Source organism: Streptomyces sp. NPDC001594 (genome assembly GCF_042893675.1).
Classification (GTDB): Bacteria; Actinomycetota; Actinomycetes; order Streptomycetales; family Streptomycetaceae; genus Streptomyces.
Window position 1 is genome coordinate 1 of record NZ_JBIAVB010000017.1, and the last position, 18,229, is coordinate 18,229.

Here is an 18,229-nt window from a genome sequence, read left to right on the forward strand (position 1 = left end):
GCGCCCTTGACAGGCCGGCCCGAACCGGAAGGACAGTGGGACTGGCGGGAAAGCCCCAACCCCTCTCTGAGACCGCCCGCCGGGGTCCCGACCCTCCCCCACCCCGCCGAGCCTTCCGGTTCCCGCCGTCGGGGGGTACCGGCGTAGGGGCCGCCGCACTGTGCCGCCACCGCCCCGCCATCGCCCCGCCCGGGCGGGTGGGCAGCCACCGGCCCGCCCCCGGCCCCTCGCGGGGGCGGAGACCCCGCCCCCCGTGCCGACGTAAAAGGAAATCCTCACCCCATCGGTAGCTCCACATACGACGGCGTCGGCTCCGGGGAAGTGAAGGACAGGGTGGCGCGGGGGAGGTTGGCGTCCGCGTAGAGGGGGTCGTGGGGGGTCAGGGCCAGCATGGCGCGGTGGCCCGGCGGGAGGTCGTACGCGGTGGGCTGGAGGTCGATGTCCGCGCTGACCAGGCTGTCCGGCGGGGCGTCGAGGTCGCTGAACGGGGCGTGGCTGATCAGGCGGGCCGAGCCGTCGGGCGCCAGGTCGAGGAGGTACGCGACGAAGGTGGAGCCGGAGTTCGCGGCCCGGTAGGTGACGCGCAGGCGCGGGGTGCCGCGCAGGCGGGTGGTGTCCGGGGCCGGGGCGGCGGTCCAGACGGCGGCCGCCGTGCGGTCCATGGTGGCGGCGGCCGGGTAGGGGCTCGGCCGCCCCGCCAGTTCGGCGTGCCCGGCGCGGGCGACGGCCTCGGCGACGGCCACCGGGGTCCCGACCCCGCACAGCACGCCCGCCGCCCAGCCGGGGTCGGGGCGGTCGGCCAGTTCGCCGGTGCCGGTGAGGTGCAGGCGGCGGGTGTGGCGGGTGGGGACGGGCCAGGTGGGGGAGGGTTCGAGGGCCCGGCTCCACATCACCTCGGAGAGGACCTCGCCCTCCGCGTCGATGCCGTTGGGCTCCCCGGCGAGGTGGTGGTCGAACCAGCGCCGGGCGTCCGTCCAGATCCGGTTCGGCAGTCCGGGCAGCCCGGTCAGTTCGGGGCCGCAGTGGTCGCCGATGGACAGGTCGATCCGCTTCGGCCCGCCGAGCTCCTGGAACGTCCGCAGCACCTGCCCGGCCGGGAAGAGGGTCTCGTGCCAGGCGTGGGCGCAGAAGACCGCCACCTGCCGCCGCCCCAGCTCCTTGACGTGCGTGAACGGTGAGCGCTGCTCCGCCCACGCCAGGGTCTCGTGCAGGTCCCCGCCCGCGAGGACGTTCGCCAGGGCGCGCTCGGTCGGCCGGCTCAGCCTCGCCCGGGGGGCGGCCGTGAGCAGGGCGTGGGCGGCGGCGGTGCGGCGGGTGGAGTTCTCCCGGAGCACCTCCCCGAGGTCGCCCCAGCCGCTGAGCGCCGCCACCGCGTCCACCCGGGCGTCGTGCGCGGCGACGAGCTGGGCGATGCCGGCGCCGTAGGAGACGCCGAGGAAGCCGATCCGGGTGACGGGTCCGGGGGCGCGCTCCAGGAGGTGGTCCAGGGCGTGGCGGCCGTCGGCGACGTCGAGCGGTCCGGCGAAGTCGGCGTGGCCTTCGGAGGCGGCCAACCCGCGCGGGCTGTAGGCGAGGACGTCGTAGCCGCCCACCGCGAACCGGGAGGCCTGGACGGTGTAGGCGGGCCAGCCGAGGTCGCTCCAGGGCGCGGGCATGACGACCGCCGGGCGGGGTCCGGGTCCGGTGTGCCGCCAGAGGGCGGCCTCCAGGAGGTCTCCGTCGGCGCCGGTGACCTTGCCCCGGCTGAAGACGGCGACGGCCCGTACGGCCTCGACCTCGGCGGCGCGCGCGGGGGGCAGGCCGGTGCACTCGCCGCTTTCGAGGGCGGCGGCGAAGGCGGTCAGGGCGGTGGCGTCCAGGTCGGGGTAGAGGGAGGGGGCGGGAGAGGGGGCGGGAGAGGGAGCGGGGGCGGCTGGGGGCACGGCGGATCATCCTCGTCGTCTCGTCGTCGCGTGGCAGGGACGTGTTCGGACGTGGGGGGCGGTGCGCTGCTCCTGCTCCGGCGGTGTGAGCGGGAGCACCCAGTATCGGCGTGGTGCGCGGGGCGTGCTCGGGGGCGTGCGGGCGTACGGCCGGATTCGGGCGTGTGGGTGGGCGGGGCCGGGCGCGCGTGCCTCGGGGATGGGGCTGGTGGGTTCAAGTGCCGTGCTTCGTGGCCTGGTTGGGGCGTGGCGGGAACCGGACGGGTGCGGACGAAAATCATGCAAGCGTGCTTGATTGTTTCTCGGGCTGCTGCCAGGCTTCCCCTCACGCCGAGAGGGGAGCACGTCGTGCCCGAGCCGTCCGTCGTCGCCGTCTTCACCGATCTCCGCGAGGAGGGCCGTGAACTCGACTCCCTCGTAGGGGGGTTGGCAGAGTCCGAGTGGGCGCGGCCGACGCCCGCCGCGGGGTGGGGCGTCGCCCATCAGATCGCGCACCTGCACTGGACCGACCGGGCCGCGCTGCTCGCGCTCACCGACGCCGAGGGGTTCGCGCGGGAGGTGGAGGTGGCCCTGAAGGCGCCGGACTCCTTCGTGGACGAGGGGGCCGAGGAGGGCGCCCGGCTGGCCCCCGCCGAGCTGCTGGCCCGGTGGCGGGCCGGGCGGGAGGCGCTGGACCGGGCCCTGGCCGCCGCCTCCCCCGACGCCCGTTTCCCCTGGTACGGCCCCCCGATGAAGGCCGCCTCCATGGCGAGCGCCCGGCTGATGGAGACCTGGGCGCACGGCCAGGACATCGCCGACGCGCTCGGCGTGCGCCGGGCCCCGACCGCCCGGCTGCGGCACGTCGCGCGGATCGGGGTGAGGGCGCGGGACTACGCGTACGCCGTGCGCGGACTGGCGGTGCCGGAGGGGGAGTTCCGGGTGGAGCTGACCCCTCCGGGCGGGGCCGGGGTGTGGGCGTTCGGGCCCGAGGACGCCGGGCAGCGGGTCACGGGCCCGGCGCTGGACTTCTGCCTGCTGGTCACCCAGCGCGCCCACCGCGCCGACCTGGCCCTCACCGCCACCGGCCCCGACGCCGACCGCTGGCTGGACATCGCCCAGGCCTTCGCCGGCCCGGCGGGTCCGGGCCGTGAGCCCCGGGGGACGCGGTGACCGCCCGGCGCCCGCTGCGCATCGGCAACGCCTCGGGTTTCTACGGCGACCGGTTCGGTGCGGTGCGCGAGATGCTGACCGGCGGCCCGTTGGACGTCCTGACCGGCGACTACCTGGCCGAGCTGACCATGCTGATCCTCGGCCGTGACCGGCTGAGGAACCCGGACCTCGGGTACGCCAAGACCTTCCTGCGGCAGCTGGAGGAGGGGCTCGGGCTCGCGCACGAGCGGGGCGTGCGGATCGTCGCGAACGCGGGCGGGCTGAACCCGGCCGGGCTGGCGGACGCGGTGCGCGCGCTGGCGGACAAGGTCGGGGTGCCCGTACGCGTCGCGCACGTCGAGGGCGACGACCTGATGCGGCTCGGCGCCGCGGAGGTGCCGGAGGTGCCGGAGGGTCCGGGGGAGGGGCTGCCGGCGGGGGCGTCGGGGGAGGCGTTGGCGGGGGCGTGGGCGGGGGCGTTGACCGCCAATGCCTACCTCGGCGGCGCCGGGATCACGGCCTGCCTGCGGGCGGGCGCGGACGTGGTGGTCACCGGCCGGGTCACGGACGCGGCGCTGGTGAGCGGGCCGGCCGCGTGGTGGTTCGGCTGGGGGCCCGAGGAGTACGACCGGCTGGCGGGCGCGGTGGTCGCCGGGCACGTCCTGGAGTGCGGCACGCAGGCCACCGGCGGCAACTACGCCTTCTTCACCGCCCACGACGTGCGCCGCCCCGGCTTCCCGCTCGCGGAGGTGTGGGAGGACGGCTCGGCGGTCGTCACCAAGCACCCCGGCACGGGCGGGGTCGTCTCCCCCGGCACGGTCACCGCGCAGCTGCTGTACGAGACCCAGGGCGCCCGGTACCTGGGCCCGGACGTCACGGCCCGGCTGGACACGGTGCGCCTGACCCCGGACGGCGAGGACCGGGTCCGGATCAGCGGGACGGTGGGGGAGCCGCCGCCGGACACCCTGAAGGTCGGGGTCACCCGGGTGGGGGGCTGGCGCAACGAGGTGGTCTTCGTCCTGACGGGCCTGGACGTGGAGGCGAAGGCGGAGCTGGTGCGCGAGCAGTTGGCGGACGCGCTGGCCGGAGCGGCGGGCGTGTCGTGGACCCTGGCCCGCACCGACCACGCGGACGCGGACACGCAGGAGACGGCGAGCGCCCTGCTGCGCCTGGTGGTGCGCGACCCGTCACCGGACCGGGTGGGGCGGGAGCTGACGGGCGCGGCGGTCGAACTGGCCCTGGCGAGCTACCCGGGCTTCCACGTCACGGCCCCGCCGGGACCCGCCCAGCCGTACGGGGTGTTCACCTCGGCCCTGGTCCCGGCGGCCTCCGTCCCGCATACGGCGGTCCTCCCGGACGGCACCCGCCTGCGGGTCGGAGGCGGGGCCGGCCCCGGAACCGCCGCCCCGCACGACCCCCGGCTCCCGGCCGGACACGGGACCGCCTCGGGCGCGGACCCCCTGCCGGGGCCCGGGGTCGAGCCCGCGGTGCCGGTCGCGGGCGGCGGCGGGGTGGGGGGTAGCCCCGCAGGGCCTCCGCGACACGACCCCACCACCCGTGCCCCCCTCGGGCTGCTGGCCGGGGCGCGGTCCGGGGACAAGGGGGGCGACGCCAACATCGGGGTCTGGGTCGAGGGCGACGCGGCCTGGGAGTGGCTGCGCGACACCCTCACCGTCGAGTTCCTCCGGCGCCTGCTCCCCGAGACCGCCCCCCTCGCCGTCACCCGCCACGAGCTGCCCCGGCTGCGGGCGCTGAACTTCACCGTCGCCGGGATTCTCGGCGACGGGGTCGCCTCCGGCCACCGGTTCGACCCGCAGGCCAAGGCCCTCGGCGAATGGCTCCGCGCCCGCCACGTCGACATCCCGACCCGCCTCCTGCCACCCACCCCGGAGGGGAACCACCCATGACCCGTCTCGGTACCACCGTCGACCCCCTGGCCCCCGAGTACGCGCGGGCCCGTTCCGCCGCCCTGGAGCGGCTCGGGGCGCTGGAGGCGGAGCACGCCAAGGCGCTCGCGGGCGGCGGGGAGAAGTACACCGCGCGGCACCGTGCCCGCGGCAAGCTGCTGCCCCGCGACCGCGTCGAGCTGCTCCTCGACCCCGACACCCCGTTCCTGGAGCTGTCCCCGCTCGCCGCCTGGGGCAGTGACCACCCCGTGGGCGCCTCGATGGTCACCGGCATCGGCACCGTCGAGGGCGTCGAGTGCCTGATCACGGCCAACGACCCCACCGTGCGCGGCGGTGCCAGCAACCCCTGGACCCTGAGGAAGGCCCTGCGGGCCAACGAGATCGCCCTGCGGAACCGGCTCCCGTGCATCAGCCTCGTGGAGTCCGGGGGCGCCGACCTGCCCTCCCAGAAGGAGATCTTCATCCCCGGCGGGGCGATCTTCCGCGACCTCACCCGTCTGTCCGCCGCCGGCATCCCCACCGTCGCCGTCGTCTTCGGCAACTCCACCGCCGGCGGCGCGTACATCCCCGGGATGTCCGACCACACCGTCATGATCAAGGACCGTTCCAAGGTGTTCCTGGGCGGCCCTCCCCTCGTGAAGATGGCCACGGGTGAGGAGAGCGACGACGAGTCCCTCGGCGGCGCCGACATGCATGCCCGTGTCTCCGGCCTCGCCGACCACTACGCCCTCGACGAGTACGACGCCATCCGCCAGGCCCGCCGGATCGTGGCCCGTCTCAACCACCGCAAGCCCCACGCCGAACCGCCGCGCGCCGAGGAGCCGCTGTACGACGCGGAGGAGCTCCTCGGGATCGTCCCGCCGGACCTGAAGACCCCCTTCGACCCCCGCGAGGTCATCGCCCGCATCGTCGACGCCTCCGACTTCGACGAGTTCAAGCCCCTCTACGGCCCCAGCCTCGTGACCGGCTGGGCCACCCTGCACGGCTACCCGGTCGGCATCCTCGCCAACGCGCAGGGCGTGCTGTTCAGCGCCGAGTCGCAGAAGGCCGCCCAGTTCATCCAGCTCGCCAACCAGCGCGACATCCCGCTCCTGTTCCTCCACAACACCACCGGCTACATGGTCGGCAAGGAGTACGAGCAGGGCGGCATCGTCAAACACGGCTCGATGATGATCAACGCGGTCTCCAACTCCCGCGTCCCGCACCTGTCCGTCCTCATCGGGGCCAGCTACGGCGCCGGCCACTACGGCATGTGCGGCCGCGCCTACGAGCCCCGGTTCCTCTTCGCCTGGCCCAGTGCCAAATCCGCCGTCATGGGCCCCCAGCAGCTCGCCGGAGTGCTCTCGATCGTCGCCCGGCAGTCCGCCGCCGCCAAGGGACAGCCCTACGACGAGGAGGCCGACGCCGGGATGCGGGCCTTCGTCGAGGCGCAGATCGAGTCCGAGTCCCTGCCCATGTTCCTGTCCGGGCGGCTCTACGACGACGGAGTCATCGACCCGCGCGACACCCGTACCGTCCTCGGCCTGTGCCTGTCGGCCGTCCACAACGCCCCCGTCGAGGGCGCCCGTGGCGGCTTCGGCGTCTTCCGGATGTGAGCCCGCCCATGACGAACCCGATCACCTCCCTCCTCGTCGCCAACCGGGGCGAGATCGCCGTACGGATCTTCCGCACGGCCCGCGCCCTGGGCCTGGCCACGGTCGCCGTCCACTCCGACGCCGACGCCGACGCCCTGCACGTGCGCTCCGCCGACACCGCCGTCCGGCTGCCGGGGGCCGCCCCCGCCGACACCTACCTGCGCGCCGACCTGCTGATCGAGGCCGCCCGCGCGGCCGGCGCGGACGCCGTGCACCCCGGGTACGGCTTCCTGTCCGAGAACGCCGACTTCGCCCGCCGGGTCGAGGCCGCCGGCCTGGTCTGGATCGGGCCGCCGCCCGGGGCCATCGAGGCCATGGCCTCCAAGACCCGGGCCAAGGACCTCATGCGGGCCGCCGGGGTGCCGCTGCTGGAGCCCGTCGACCCGGCCGCGGCCACCGCCGCGGACCTGCCCCTGCTGCTGAAGGCCGCCGCGGGCGGCGGCGGCCGCGGGATGCGCGTCGTACGCGACCTCGACTCCCTCAAGGAATCCCTCGACGCGGCCGCCGCCGAGGCCCTGTCCGCGTTCGGCGACGGGGAGGTCTTCGTCGAGCCGTACGTGGAGCGCGGGCGCCACGTCGAGGTGCAGGTCCTCGCCGACGCCCACGGCACCGTCTGGGCCCTGGGCACCCGCGACTGCTCCCTCCAGCGCCGCCACCAGAAGGTCATCGAAGAGGCCCCGGCCCCCGCGCTCCCCGACGATCTCCGCACCCGCCTCCACGAGGCCGCCGTGGCCGCCGCCCGGGCGGTCTCCTACCGGGGCGCGGGCACGGTCGAGTTCCTCGTCGGCGCCGACGGCCGCCCCTGGTTCCTGGAGATGAACACCCGCCTCCAGGTGGAACACCCCGTCACCGAAGCCGTCTTCGGCCTCGACCTCGTCGCCCTCCAGCTGCGCATCGCCGAAGGGGAGCCCCTCGCGCCGACCCCGCCCGAGCCCTCCGGCCACGCCGTCGAGGCCCGTCTGTACGCGGAGGACCCGGCCCTCGACTGGCGCCCGCAGACCGGCGTCCTGCACACCCTCTCCTTCCCGGAGCACGTCCGTGTCGACACCGGGTTCACCTCCGGCGACAGCGTCTCCGTCCATTACGACGCGATGCTCGCCAAGGTCATCGCCCACGCCCCCACCCGCACCGAAGCCGTCCGCGTCCTCGCCGACGCCCTCGCCCGGGCCCGGATCCACGGTCCGGCCACCAACCGGGAGCTGCTCGTACGCTCCCTGCGCCACCCGGAGTTCACCGCCGCCCGCCTCGACACCGGGTTCTACGACCGCCACCTCGACACCCTCACCGACGGCGCCCCCGACCCCGCCCTCGCCTGCCTGGCCGCCGCCCTCGCCGAAGCGGCCCCGGCCCCCGGCGCCCCGCTCGCCTCCCGCCTCGGCGGCTGGCGCAACCTCCGCTCCCAGCCGCAGACCCGCCGCTACACCGTGGCCGGCACCGAGCACGAGGTCCAGTACCAGCCCGTGGAGCACCCCGGCGTGCGCGTCCTGGCCGCCACCCCGACCCTCGTCACCCTCGAAGTCGACGGCGTACGCCGCATGTTCCACGTGAAACAAAAATCGAACACGGTCTACGTGGACTCCACCCTCGGCTCCCACACCCTCACCCCGGTCCCCCGGTTCCCCGATCCCCAGGACCGCACCGAACCGGGCTCCCTGCTCGCCCCCATGCCCGGCACCGTCGTCCGCGTCGCCGAGGGGCTCGCCCCCGGCTCCGCCGTCACCGCCGGGCAGCCACTGCTCTGGCTGGAGGCCATGAAGATGGAGCACCGCATCCTCGCCCCCGCCTCCGGCACGCTCACCGCGCTCCACGCCGCCACCGGCCGCCAGGTCGAGTTCGGCGCCCTGCTCGCCGTAGTCCAGGAGGAAACGCCGTCATGAGCCCCGCCGCCACCGAAACCGAAGAACACCGGGCCCTGCGCGCCGCCGTCGCCGCCCTCGGGCAGCGCTACGGCCGCGACTACCTCGCCCGCCTCGCCCGTGAGGGCGGCCACCCCGACGAACTGTGGGCCGACGCCGCCAAGCTCGGCTACCTCGGCGTCAACCTGCCCGAGGAGTACGGGGGCGGGGGCGGCGGGATCGCCGAACTCTCCATCGTCCTGGAGGAACTGGGCGCGGCCGGCTGTCCCCTGCTGATGATGGTGGTCTCCCCGGCCATCTGCGGCACCGTCATCGCCCGCTTCGGCACCAAGGCCCAGAAGCGGGCCTGGCTCCCCGGCCTCGCGGACGGCAGCCGCACGATGGCCTTCGGCATCACCGAACCCGACGCGGGCTCCAACTCCCACCGCATCACCACCACCGCCCGGCGCGACGGCGACGGCTGGGTCCTCACGGGCCGCAAGGTCTTCATCTCCGGCGTGGACATCGCCGACGCCACCCTGATCGTCGGCCGCACCGAGGACGCCCGCACCGGCCGGCTGAAGCCCTGCCTGTTCATCGTGCCCCGCGACACCCCCGGCTTCACCCGCTCGGTGATCGACATGGAACTCCAGGCGGCGGAGAAGCAGTTCGAACTGGTCCTGGACGAGGTCCGGCTCCCCGCCGAGGCGCTGGTCGGTGGGGGTCCCTCCCACGCCGGAGGCGTAGGGGGAGAGGACGCCGGCCTGCTCCAGCTCTTCGCCGGGCTCAACCCCGAACGCATCATGACGGCGGCCTTCGCCATCGGGATGGGCCGCTACGCGCTGGGCCGGGCGGTGGACTACGCCCGCACCCGCCAGGTGTGGCAGGAGCCGATCGGCGCCCACCAGGCGGTGGCGCACCCGCTGGCGGTCGCCCACATCGAGCTGGAACTGGCCCGGCTGATGATGCAGAAGGCCGCGCGGCTGTATGACGCGGGGGACGACATGGGGGCCGGGGAGGCGGCGAACATGGCGAAGTACGCGGCGGGGGAGGCGTGCGTGCGGGCGGTGGACCAGGCGGTGCACACCCTCGGCGGGAACGGGCTGACCCGGGAGTACGGGCTGGCCTCCCTGATCACGGCCGCCCGGGTCGCCCGGATCGCGCCGGTCAGCCGCGAGATGATCCTGAACTTCGTCTCCCACCAGACCCTGGGCCTCCCCAAGTCCTACTGACCCCGCCCCCGCCCCCGGCCGCCCCCGCCCCGCACCCCCCGTCACCGTCCAGCCGACCGCACCCGCCCCGCCGGAGCCACGACCGGGTGAACGGCGGGTCCGGGCGGGCCCGGTCGGGCGGGTGGGGGCGGGTCGGGGGAGCGGGCGGGGGTGAGGGGGCCGCGTACCCTCGCCCCGTCAACCGAGCCCTCCGGAGGAGACATGGCCCCACTCGTGCACGCCGCCCAGGCGACCGGCATCACCACCCTCACCCTCGACTCCCCGGCCAACCGCAACGCGCTCTCCACACAGCTCGTCGCCGAGCTGCGCACCGCGCTCGCCGCCGCCGGCAAGGACGCCGACACCCGCGCGGTGCTCCTCACCCACACCGGCAACACCTTCTGCGCCGGCGCCGACCTCAAGTCCCCCTGCGACCCCGCGGACTTCCTCGCCCTGCTGCGCGAGCTCACCGCGCTCCCCAAGCCGGTCGTCGCCCGCGTCACCGGACACGTCCGCGCCGGTGGCCTCGGCCTCCTCGGCGCCTGCGACATCGCCGCCGCCGGGCCGCAGTCCTCGTACGCCTTCACCGAGACCCACCTCGGGCTCGCCCCGGCCGTGATCTCGATGACCCTGCTGCCCCGCCTCGACCCCCGCGCGGCCTCCCGCTACTTCCTGACCGCCGAACCCTTCGACGCCGCCGAGGCCACCCGCATAGGGCTGCTCACCCTCCACACGGACGCGGACCCCGACACCGCCCTGGCTCCCGTCCTCGACGGGCTGCGCAAGGCCTCCCCGCAAGCGCTCGCGGAAACCAAGGCGATGGTGGCCGCCGGGGTGCGGGAGGCCCTGGACCGGGACGGCGACCGCCTGACGGAACTCTCCGCGCGGCTCTTCGCCTCCGCCGAGGCCCGCGAGGGCATCACCGCCCGCTTCGAGCGCCGGGACCCGTCATGGGTGCGCTGACCAACGCCGAAACGGGCGAGCCCCGCACCCCCGGCACCCGCACCACCCCCTTCCGCGGCCTCCCCAAGCAGGCCCGCAGCCGGGTCACCCGGCGGCACCTCCTGGAGGCGGCCGTCTCCTGCCTCGCGGAGCACGGCTGGGCGGGTTCCACCGTCGCCGTCGTCGCCGAGCGGGCCGGGGTGTCGCGCGGCGCGGCCCAGCACCACTTCCCCACCCGGGAGTCCCTCTTCACCGCCGCCGTCGAGTACGTCTCCGAGGAACGCTCCACCGCCCTGCGGGAGCTGTTCCAGGCCGCCCCCGCGCCCCGGCCGGCGGTGCTGGAGGCGCTGGTCGACCTCTACACGGGGGCCCTGTTCCGGGCCGCGCTCCAGCTGTGGGTGGCCGCGTCCAACGAGGAACAGCTGCGGCCCCAGGTCACCGAGCTCGAGGCCAGGGTCGGCCGGGAGACCCACCGCATCGCGGTCGAGCTGCTGGGCGCGGACGAGTCGGTGCCGGGCGTACGGGAGACCGTGCAGGGCTTCCTCGACATGGCCCGGGGCCTGGGCCTGGCGAACGTGCTGACCGACGACACCGCCCGCCGGGAGCGGGTCGTCGCCCAGTGGTCGAAGATCCTCGACGCCGCGCTGGGCTGAGGGAGGCCGGAGGGGAGGGCGCCGCCCCCCGGCGAAGGGGTGCGGCGCCCTCGGCGCGCCGGGACCGTCAGGCGGTGGACGCGATGTCCGCGTACCCCTCGATGTCCCGCGGGTCGCGGCGGCCCGGGCCGATGTAGCGGGCCGACGGGCGGACCAGGCGGCCCGTGCGCTTCTGCTCCAGGATGTGCGCGGACCAGCCGGCCGTGCGGGCGCAGCTGAACATGGAGGTGAACATGTGCGCCGGCACCTCCGCGAAGTCCAGCATGATCGCGGCCCAGAACTCCACGTTGGTCGCGAGCACCCGGTCGGGGCGGCGCGCGTGCAGCTCCGCCAGGGCGGCCTTCTCCAGGGCGGCGGCCACCTCGTAGCGGGGGGCGTCCAGCTCCTTGGCGGTGCGCCGCAGGACGCGGGCCCGGGGGTCCTCGGCGCGGTAGACGCGGTGGCCGAAGCCCATGAGGCGCTCGCCCTTGTCGAGGGCCTTCTTCACGTACGCCTCGGCGTCGCCGGTGCGCTCGATCTCCTCGATCATGCCGAGGACGCGCGAGGGCGCGCCGCCGTGCAGGGGCCCGGACATGGCGCCGACGGCACCCGACAGTGCGGCGGCGACGTCGGCGCCGGTGGAGGCGATGACGCGGGCGGTGAAGGTGGAGGCGTTCATGCCGTGTTCGGCGGCCGAGGTCCAGTAGGCGTCGACGGCCTTGACGTGCTTGGGGTCGGGCTCGCCGCGCCAGCGGATCATGAACCGTTCGACCACGGACTCGGCCTTGTCGATCTCCCGCTGGGGCACCATCGGCAGGCCCTGGCCGCGGGCGGACTGGGCGACGTAGGAGAGGGCCATGACGGCGGCGCGCGCGAGGTCGTCGCGGGCGGTCCGCACGTCGATGTCGAGGAGCGGTTTGAGGCCCCACACGGGCGCGAGCATGGCGAGCGCGGACTGCACGTCGACGCGGATGTCACCGGAGTGGACCGGGATCGGGAAGGGTTCGGCGGCCGGCAGGCCGGGGTTGAACGCACCGTCGACCAGCAGGCCCCACACGTTCCCGAAGGAGACGTGGCCCACGAGGTCTTCGATGTCGACCCCGCGGTAGCGGAGCGATCCGCCTTCCTTGTCGGGCTCGGCGATCTCCGTCTCGAACGCGACGACCCCTTCGAGTCCGGGTACGAAGTCGGACATGCGGCGGCTCCCTCAGATAGTGCGAACACGCGCGGTTCCCGGCGTGATTCGCGGTCCGGCGCGGTCATCACCGTTGATGCCCGGCACGGCCGATGGTCATCCGTGCGGGGACCCTCGGACCGGCCCCAAGATTTTGGCCGTTCCGCCGGGCCTTCGGGAAGCGTGACATACGGCACACCCGTCGCCGGGTCGCTGCGGCAGGATGGCGTCGTGACCGATCAGGACATTGACCCCGCCGCCATGCGCCAGCAGTACCGTTCCGAGATCGTCGAGGAGGCGGGTCTCGCCGAGGACCCGATGGCGCAGTTCGCCCGGTGGTTCCAGCAGGCCGCCGACTCGGACCTCTTCGAGCCGAACGCGATGGTCGTATCGACCGCGACCGCCGGGGGCCGGCCCAGCTCCCGCACCGTCCTGCTGAAGCAGTTCGACTCGCGGGGCTTCGTGTTCTTCACCAATTACGGCTCCCGCAAGGCGCGCGAGATCGAGGAGAACCCGTACGTCTCGCTCCTCTTCCCCTGGCATCCGATCGCCCGCCAGGTGATCGTGACGGGCCGGGCGGCCCGGGTCGGCCGGGACGAGACGGCCGCCTACTTCCGCTCCCGGCCGCACGGCTCCCAGCTGGGGGCGTGGGCGAGCGAGCAGTCCCGGGTGATCGGCTCGCGCGCGGAGCTGGACCGCCGTTACGCGGAGCTGGAGGAGCGCTACCCGGAGGGCGAACAGGTGCCGGTGCCGCCGGAGTGGGGCGGGCTGCGGGTGGTGCCCGACGCGCTGGAGTTCTGGCAGGGGCACGAGAACCGGCTGCACGACCGGCTGCGGTACGTCCTGGACGGGAAGAAGTGGCGCGTCGAGCGCCTGTGCCCCTGAGGGGCCGCGGAAAAGCAGGCGACCCGCGGGCTCGGGTTCCTCTCCTGCAGTGAGAGGAGCCGGCCGGACGTGCCGGCGAGCCCGCGGGTCGGGTGACTGCTTGGGATTGGCACCGGGCGGCTAGCTTCCGCCGGGCACCGCACTGGGTGCGTTGCTGACGACGGGCCCTTAGCCCGCAGCCACCTCACGCGTCCGGTTTCCGTACATTTCGGGAACCACCTCCCTTCTCGTGTACGGCAGAGCCTAGGCCTCCTCCCGGGGGCCCTCAACCTTTTTTATCGGCTTCCCCGCGGAGCGCCCCCCATCGGACGTCCATCGGACATTCCGGGAGGAATGCGAGAACCGCGTGTGGCCTGGGTCACGTTCCAGTTCAATGATCTGACGTGCCGCACACGCGAACACCTGCAGGGGGTGCCAGGTGAGTGCTTCCGGACGTGGTGAGACCACCGACGATCTGCTCGCAGCGCTGCTCGACGGGATGGACGCCGCCCTGTGCGCGTTCGATTCCGACGGCGTGATCACGCACTGGAACCGCGAGGCCGAGCGGATCCTCGGCTGGAGCGCAGCCGAGGCGGTGGGGCGGCGCGGGTTCGCGGGCTGGGCGGTGCGTGCCGCCGACGCGGACGACGTGCAGGACCGGCTGATGTCGGCGCAGGACGCGCCGGGCCGCCAGGTCCACGAGTTCGCCCTGCTGACCAAGGAGGGCGGGCGGATCCTCGTACGCACCCAGTCCGCCGCGGTGCCGGGCGCCGACGGGAAACCGGCCGGGGTCTACTGCGCCTTCAGCGAGGTCCACGCCCAGATCGACCTGGAGCGCTCCATCGCCCTCAGCGAGGCCCTGATGGAGGACGCCTCCTGGGGGGTCGTCCTGGTCGACGTGGACCTGCGCCCGGCGGTGGTCAACGCGCACGCCGCCCGCGCCTTCGGGTCCGGCCGCACGACGCTGCTCGGACGCCCGCTCGGCGAGCTGCTGACCCAGGGGGTCGAGGAGCTGGAGGGGGCGCTCACGCACGTGCTGGCCGAGGGGGCGCCGCCGGGGCCGGTGGAGCTGTGGGTGACCGTGCGGACCCCGGAGGGGGAGCGGCGGCGCTGCTGGCGGTGCGGGTTCCTGCGGCTGGCCTCGCCGCTCGCGGAGGAGCCGGTGCCGCTGGGCGTCGGGTGGCTGTTCCAGGACGTCACCGAGGCCCGGCAAACCGAGCTGGACGGCGGGCAGGTGCGGTTCCGGTCCAACCAGCTGCACCGGGCGGGGCGGGCCGCCGCCGAGTGCGCGGATCCGGCGGAGGCGGCGGCCGTCCGGCTGGACTTCGCGCTGGCCGGGTTCGCGGAGCACGCGCTGGTCGACGTGGTCGTGGGGGACGGGCGGCGGCTGGTCCGCTCGGCGGTGTCCCCGTCGGGGCTGGCCCTCGTCCTCCCCGGCCCGGGCGCGATCCCGGTCCGGTACGAGGCCGCCCACCCGGCGCTCCAGGCGCTGGACCGGATCGGCCCGGTCCGCGCCAGCGCCCCGGGGGCGCCGGGCAGCGAGGCGGCGGAGGGGTGGGCCCGGGCCCGCCAGTGGCCGCCGGGGGCCGCCCACGCCCTGAGCACGGTCCTGCGCAGCCGGGGCCGCACCCTGGGCATCCTGACCTTCGTCCGCGGCCCCTCGCGTCCCGCGTTCGACCGCGCGGACGCGTCGTACGCGGAGGAGGTCGCGGCCCGCGTGGCGTCCGACCTGGACCTCCTGGGTCAGTGACGCACGCCGCTCCCGCTGCGCCGCCACGACCCGGCGGGGGCCCGGCTCCGGCCGCCCCGCGGGGGCCTGGCTCCGGCTAGTGCCGGAAGAAGATCCGGTCCCCGTACTCGCGCATCACGCGCCCGTTCCACTCGTGCCCGCCGTCCACGTTCCCCGACCGCAGCAGCGGCGGCTCCAGCCCCCGCGCGGCCAGCTCCCCGGCCGCCGCCGCCATCACCGCCTGCATGATCGCGCTCGTCACCACCGTCGACGCGGGAGCGAACGGCGCCTCGATGCCGTCCGCCGTCAGCTCCGCGTCGCCGACCGCGATCTTGCTGTCGAGGACGATGTCGCAGTGGTCCTTCAGGTAGGTGCCCGACACGTGCCGCGACTTCGTCTCCGTCGCGTACGCCACCGACGTCACGCCGATCACCGTCAGCCCCAGCGCCCGCGCGTTCATCGCCATCTCGACCGGCAGTGCATTGCGTCCGGAGAGCGAGATGACGACCAGCACATCCCCGTCGGAGGCCGGACTGCTGTCCAGGACCGCCCCGGCGAGTCCGTCGACCCGCTCCAGCGCGCTGCCCAGCGTGGCCGGCATGACGTCCACGCCGGCCGTGCCCGGCACCGCGAGGAAGTTCATCAGGGCCAGCCCGCCGGCCCGGTACACCACGTCCTGCGCGGGCAGCGAGGAGTGCCCGGCGCCGAAGGCGAACAGCCGGTTACCCGAGGCCACGGCCTCGGCGATCGCGGTCCCGGCCTCGGCGATCCGCGCGCCCTCCTCGTCGCGCACCCGCTCCAGCAGGCCGATGGCGGCGTCGAAGAACTGCCCGGCCAGCTTGCTCTCGCTCATTCGCCGAAGGCCCTTCCAGGGTGGGGTGCGGTGGATGCGTCGTCGGTGGTCCGCCGCTCACCGTGCGGTCTGGACCAAGGACGTGTCAATACGGGCGTCAATCCCGGGGCCGAAGCCCCGCGCACCAGGGGTCCCGTGCGCCCGCCCGGTGTCCGGGCAGATGTCCCGTACATGCCTTGACGTCAGGCGCGGGACGGTTGTCGGCCCGATGCGTCAGAATTGGGGACAGGGCCAGCGCACGCAATCCGAGGGGCACGAATGTCCGGACTGATCGATACCACGGAGATGTATCTCCGCACCATCCTCGAGCTGGAAGAGGAAGGCGTGGTCCCCATGCGCGCCCGGATCGCCGAGCGGCTGGACCAGAGCGGGCCCACGGTGAGCCAGACGGTGGCGCGCATGGAGCGCGACGGCCTGGTGGCGGTCGCCAGCGACCGGCATCTGGAGCTCACCGACGAGGGCCGCAAGCTCGCGACCCGCGTGATGCGCAAGCACCGCCTCGCGGAGTGCCTGCTCGTCGACGTCATCGGCCTGGAGTGGGAGCAGGTGCACGCCGAGGCCTGCCGCTGGGAGCACGTGATGAGCGAGGCGGTGGAGCGTCGCGTCCTGGAGCTGCTGCGCCACCCGACGGAGTCCCCCTACGGGAACCCGATCCCGGGCCTGGAGGAACTGGGCGAGAAGGCCGAGGCCGATCCGTTCATCGAGGACGGCATGGTCAGCCTGTCGGACCTGGACCCGGGCAGCGAGGGCAAGACGGTGGTCGTCCGACGGATCGGCGAGCCGATCCAGACCGACGCCCAGCTGATGTACACGCTGCGGCGCGCGGGCGTGCAGCCCGGCTCCGTGGTGAGCGTGACGGAGTCCCCGGGCGGGGTGCTGGTCGGCAGCGGCGGCGAGGCCGCCGAGCTGGACTCGGACATCGCCTCGCACGTGTTCGTCGCCAAGCGCTGACGCGGGGGCGCGTCCCCGAGCCGGCTCGCGGCGGTTCCCGGAAGTTCCTGGAAGTTCTCGAAAGTTCCCTGAAGTTCCCGGAAGACGAGTGGTCCCGGCGCCTCGCGGCGCCGGGACCGTCCTCCCCTGGCTGACCTGGAGCCCCGAGCTCTCAAGGTCATCCCCTTCGGACCGTCTTCCCCGAGCGGCCCGCCTCCCTGCTGAAAGGATCTCCCTCGGCAGCGGCGGCCAATCCTTGAGCAAGGTCACTCGAAAGAGCGGTGTTGTCGGCGAGACGCCCGTTTTCGAATACGGGTTCGATAGTCTGGCCGGGAGCGAAGGGGGTGCATCCTCGGTGGTTCAGCGCATCGATGTCACTGCAGCCGACGGCGTCCGACTGGCCGCCTGGGAGTTCCGCGACCCGCCCGCCGAGCCCCGGCAACCGGCGGTCCTGTTACTGCACGGCCTGATGGGCCGGGCCTTCCACTGGGCCGGCACCGCGAGCTGGCTGGGCGAGCACCGGCGCGTGGTGGCCCTGGACCAGCGCGGGCACGGCCAGAGCGGACACCCGGTGACGGCCGGCCCGGCCGGCCCCGGCGGACTGCGGGGCCTGAGCGGTCCGACCGGCTTCGGCGCCCCGCCGCCCCACCCCGGATCCCCGCCCCCCTCCCTCGGCCGTGAGGCCTTCGTGGCCGACGCCGAGGCGGCCGTCGAACAGCTCGGCCTCGGCCCGGTCGTCCTCATCGGCCACTCCATGGGCGCCCTCACCGGCTGGCAGCTCGCCGCCCGCCGCCCCGACCTCGTCCAGGCCCTGGTGATCTGCGACATGCGGGCCTCCGCCCTCGGCGAGGCCTCCCAGCAGGAATGGGAGGAATGGTTCCGCCGCTGGCCGCTCCCCTTCCCCACGCAGGACGCCGCCCGCCGCTGGTTCGGCGAGGACGACCCCCGGGTGGAGCGCCCCGACCCCGGCCGCGGAGCCTTCTTCGCCGAGGTGATGCACCAGGCCCCGGACGGCTGGCGGCCCCTCTTCTCCCGCCGGCAGATGCTGACGGCCCGCGAGACCTGGGTGCACGACGCCCACTGGGAGGAACTCGCCCAGGTCCGCTGCCCCACCCTCGTCGTCCGCGGCCTGGACGGCGAACTGGGCCGCGCGGAGGCGCAGGAGATGGTCCGCGTCCTCCCGGCCGGCCAGTACGCCGAGATCCCGGACGCCGGCCACTACGTCCACTACGACCAGCCGGCCGCCCTGCGCGCGGCGCTGGAACCGTTCCTGGAAGGGGTCTCGGGCATGGCCTCCACCTGACCCGCCCGGCCCCCGAACCGGCCCCCGACGGGACCCTGGTCGGCCCTCCGCCGGTGCGCCGCTCACTCGATGGGGTGGATCGCGGCCCCCAGTGAGCTCAGCGCGGCCCGCCGTACGCGCCCGGCCGCGGCGCCCCCAACAGGCTGTGGCCTGTCCCGTGGGAGC

The 18,229-nt window shown here is 74.7% G+C and carries 14 protein-coding genes; 11 read left to right on the plus strand and 3 right to left on the minus strand.

Annotated elements, in window-relative coordinates; translation table 11 throughout:
* Positions 1 to 275: 275 nt before the first annotated feature.
* Positions 276 to 1,922 carry a CocE/NonD family hydrolase gene (locus ACFY0O_RS29340; protein WP_388952048.1) on the minus strand — a complete coding sequence of 549 codons (1,647 nt, stop codon included), beginning with the start codon at positions 1,920 to 1,922 and terminating at the stop codon, positions 276 to 278.
* Positions 1,923 to 2,270: 348 nt separating this feature from the next.
* Between ACFY0O_RS29340 and ACFY0O_RS29345 the strand changes: the two genes are divergently transcribed.
* From ACFY0O_RS29345 to ACFY0O_RS29375, 7 genes are all read left to right on the plus strand, one after another.
* Positions 2,271 to 3,071, plus strand: a complete 801-nt coding sequence (locus tag ACFY0O_RS29345) for a TIGR03084 family metal-binding protein (RefSeq protein ID WP_388952051.1) — start codon at positions 2,271 to 2,273, stop codon at positions 3,069 to 3,071.
* A gap of 71 nt (positions 3,072 to 3,142) precedes the next feature.
* Entirely contained in the window at positions 3,143 to 4,957 is a 1,815-nt protein-coding gene (locus ACFY0O_RS29350) for an acyclic terpene utilization AtuA family protein (protein ID WP_388952434.1), read from the plus strand.
* Positions 4,954 to 6,552: an acyl-CoA carboxylase subunit beta gene (locus tag ACFY0O_RS29355; protein ID WP_388952052.1), complete on the plus strand. Its 1,599-nt coding sequence runs from the start codon at positions 4,954 to 4,956 to the stop codon at positions 6,550 to 6,552. Before ACFY0O_RS29350 ends, ACFY0O_RS29355 begins: the two co-directional genes overlap by 4 nt.
* Positions 6,553 to 6,560: 8 nt before the next feature.
* Entirely contained in the window at positions 6,561 to 8,468 is a 1,908-nt protein-coding gene (locus tag ACFY0O_RS29360) for a biotin carboxylase N-terminal domain-containing protein (RefSeq protein ID WP_388952056.1), read from the plus strand.
* Positions 8,465 to 9,658, plus strand: a complete 1,194-nt coding sequence (locus tag ACFY0O_RS29365) for an acyl-CoA dehydrogenase family protein (protein WP_388952059.1) — start codon at positions 8,465 to 8,467, stop codon at positions 9,656 to 9,658. Before ACFY0O_RS29360 ends, ACFY0O_RS29365 begins: the two co-directional genes overlap by 4 nt.
* A 201-nt stretch (positions 9,659 to 9,859) precedes the next feature.
* Complete coding sequence (locus ACFY0O_RS29370) at positions 9,860 to 10,600, plus strand: enoyl-CoA hydratase family protein (RefSeq protein ID WP_388952061.1); 741 nt, start codon at positions 9,860 to 9,862, stop codon at positions 10,598 to 10,600.
* Entirely contained in the window at positions 10,588 to 11,232 is a 645-nt protein-coding gene (locus tag ACFY0O_RS29375; protein WP_388952063.1) for a TetR/AcrR family transcriptional regulator, read from the plus strand. The genes ACFY0O_RS29370 and ACFY0O_RS29375 overlap by 13 nt, the downstream gene beginning before the upstream one ends.
* A 67-nt stretch (positions 11,233 to 11,299) precedes the next feature.
* Here ACFY0O_RS29375 and ACFY0O_RS29380 read toward each other — a convergent pair whose 3' ends face one another.
* A complete protein-coding gene (locus ACFY0O_RS29380; protein WP_388952065.1) occupies positions 11,300 to 12,406 on the minus strand; it encodes a citrate synthase 2 in 1,107 nt (368 codons plus the stop codon).
* Between the two features lie 240 nt (positions 12,407 to 12,646).
* On the opposite strand from ACFY0O_RS29380, the gene pdxH reads away from it, so the two are divergent.
* Both pdxH and ACFY0O_RS29390 read left to right on the plus strand, forming a co-directional pair.
* A complete protein-coding gene (pdxH, locus tag ACFY0O_RS29385; RefSeq protein WP_388952436.1) occupies positions 12,647 to 13,270 on the plus strand; it encodes a pyridoxamine 5'-phosphate oxidase in 624 nt (207 codons plus the stop codon).
* Positions 13,271 to 13,688: 418 nt separating this feature from the next.
* Entirely contained in the window at positions 13,689 to 14,999 is a 1,311-nt protein-coding gene (locus tag ACFY0O_RS29390) for a PAS domain-containing protein (protein WP_388952067.1), read from the plus strand.
* Positions 15,000 to 15,075: 76 nt separating this feature from the next.
* On the opposite strand, the gene ACFY0O_RS29395 is transcribed toward ACFY0O_RS29390, so the two are convergent.
* A complete protein-coding gene (locus tag ACFY0O_RS29395) occupies positions 15,076 to 15,831 on the minus strand; it encodes an SIS domain-containing protein (RefSeq protein WP_358898769.1) in 756 nt (251 codons plus the stop codon).
* 258 nt (positions 15,832 to 16,089) lie between these two features.
* Between ACFY0O_RS29395 and ACFY0O_RS29400 the strand changes: the two genes are divergently transcribed.
* Both ACFY0O_RS29400 and ACFY0O_RS29405 read left to right on the plus strand, forming a co-directional pair.
* Positions 16,090 to 16,782 carry a metal-dependent transcriptional regulator gene (locus tag ACFY0O_RS29400; RefSeq protein ID WP_045948642.1) on the plus strand — a complete coding sequence of 231 codons (693 nt, stop codon included), beginning with the start codon at positions 16,090 to 16,092 and terminating at the stop codon, positions 16,780 to 16,782.
* A 334-nt stretch (positions 16,783 to 17,116) separates the two neighbouring features.
* Positions 17,117 to 18,064: an alpha/beta fold hydrolase gene (locus ACFY0O_RS29405; protein WP_388952071.1), complete on the plus strand. Its 948-nt coding sequence runs from the start codon at positions 17,117 to 17,119 to the stop codon at positions 18,062 to 18,064.
* The last annotated feature ends 165 nt before the right edge of the window (positions 18,065 to 18,229 follow it).

What these genes read in the sequence shown, in the direction of transcription:
- ACFY0O_RS29370 (WP_388952061.1), top strand. Translation starts at nt 9,860, where the DNA reads ATGGCCCCACTCGTGCACGCCGCCCAGGCGACCGGCATCACCACCCTC.
- ACFY0O_RS29360 (WP_388952056.1), top strand. Translation starts at nt 6,561, where the DNA reads ATGACGAACCCGATCACCTCCCTCCTCGTCGCCAACCGGGGCGAGATC.
- ACFY0O_RS29355 (WP_388952052.1), top strand. Translation starts at nt 4,954, where the DNA reads ATGACCCGTCTCGGTACCACCGTCGACCCCCTGGCCCCCGAGTACGCG.
- ACFY0O_RS29350 (WP_388952434.1), top strand. Translation starts at nt 3,143, where the DNA reads ATGCTGACCGGCGGCCCGTTGGACGTCCTGACCGGCGACTACCTGGCC.
- ACFY0O_RS29380 (WP_388952065.1), bottom strand. Translation starts at nt 12,406, where the DNA reads ATGTCCGACTTCGTACCCGGACTCGAAGGGGTCGTCGCGTTCGAGACG.
- ACFY0O_RS29365 (WP_388952059.1), top strand. Translation starts at nt 8,465, where the DNA reads ATGAGCCCCGCCGCCACCGAAACCGAAGAACACCGGGCCCTGCGCGCC.
- ACFY0O_RS29375 (WP_388952063.1), top strand. Translation starts at nt 10,588, where the DNA reads ATGGGTGCGCTGACCAACGCCGAAACGGGCGAGCCCCGCACCCCCGGC.
- ACFY0O_RS29395 (WP_358898769.1), bottom strand. Translation starts at nt 15,831, where the DNA reads ATGAGCGAGAGCAAGCTGGCCGGGCAGTTCTTCGACGCCGCCATCGGC.
- ACFY0O_RS29400 (WP_045948642.1), top strand. Translation starts at nt 16,090, where the DNA reads ATGTCCGGACTGATCGATACCACGGAGATGTATCTCCGCACCATCCTC.
- pdxH (WP_388952436.1), top strand. Translation starts at nt 12,647, where the DNA reads ATGCGCCAGCAGTACCGTTCCGAGATCGTCGAGGAGGCGGGTCTCGCC.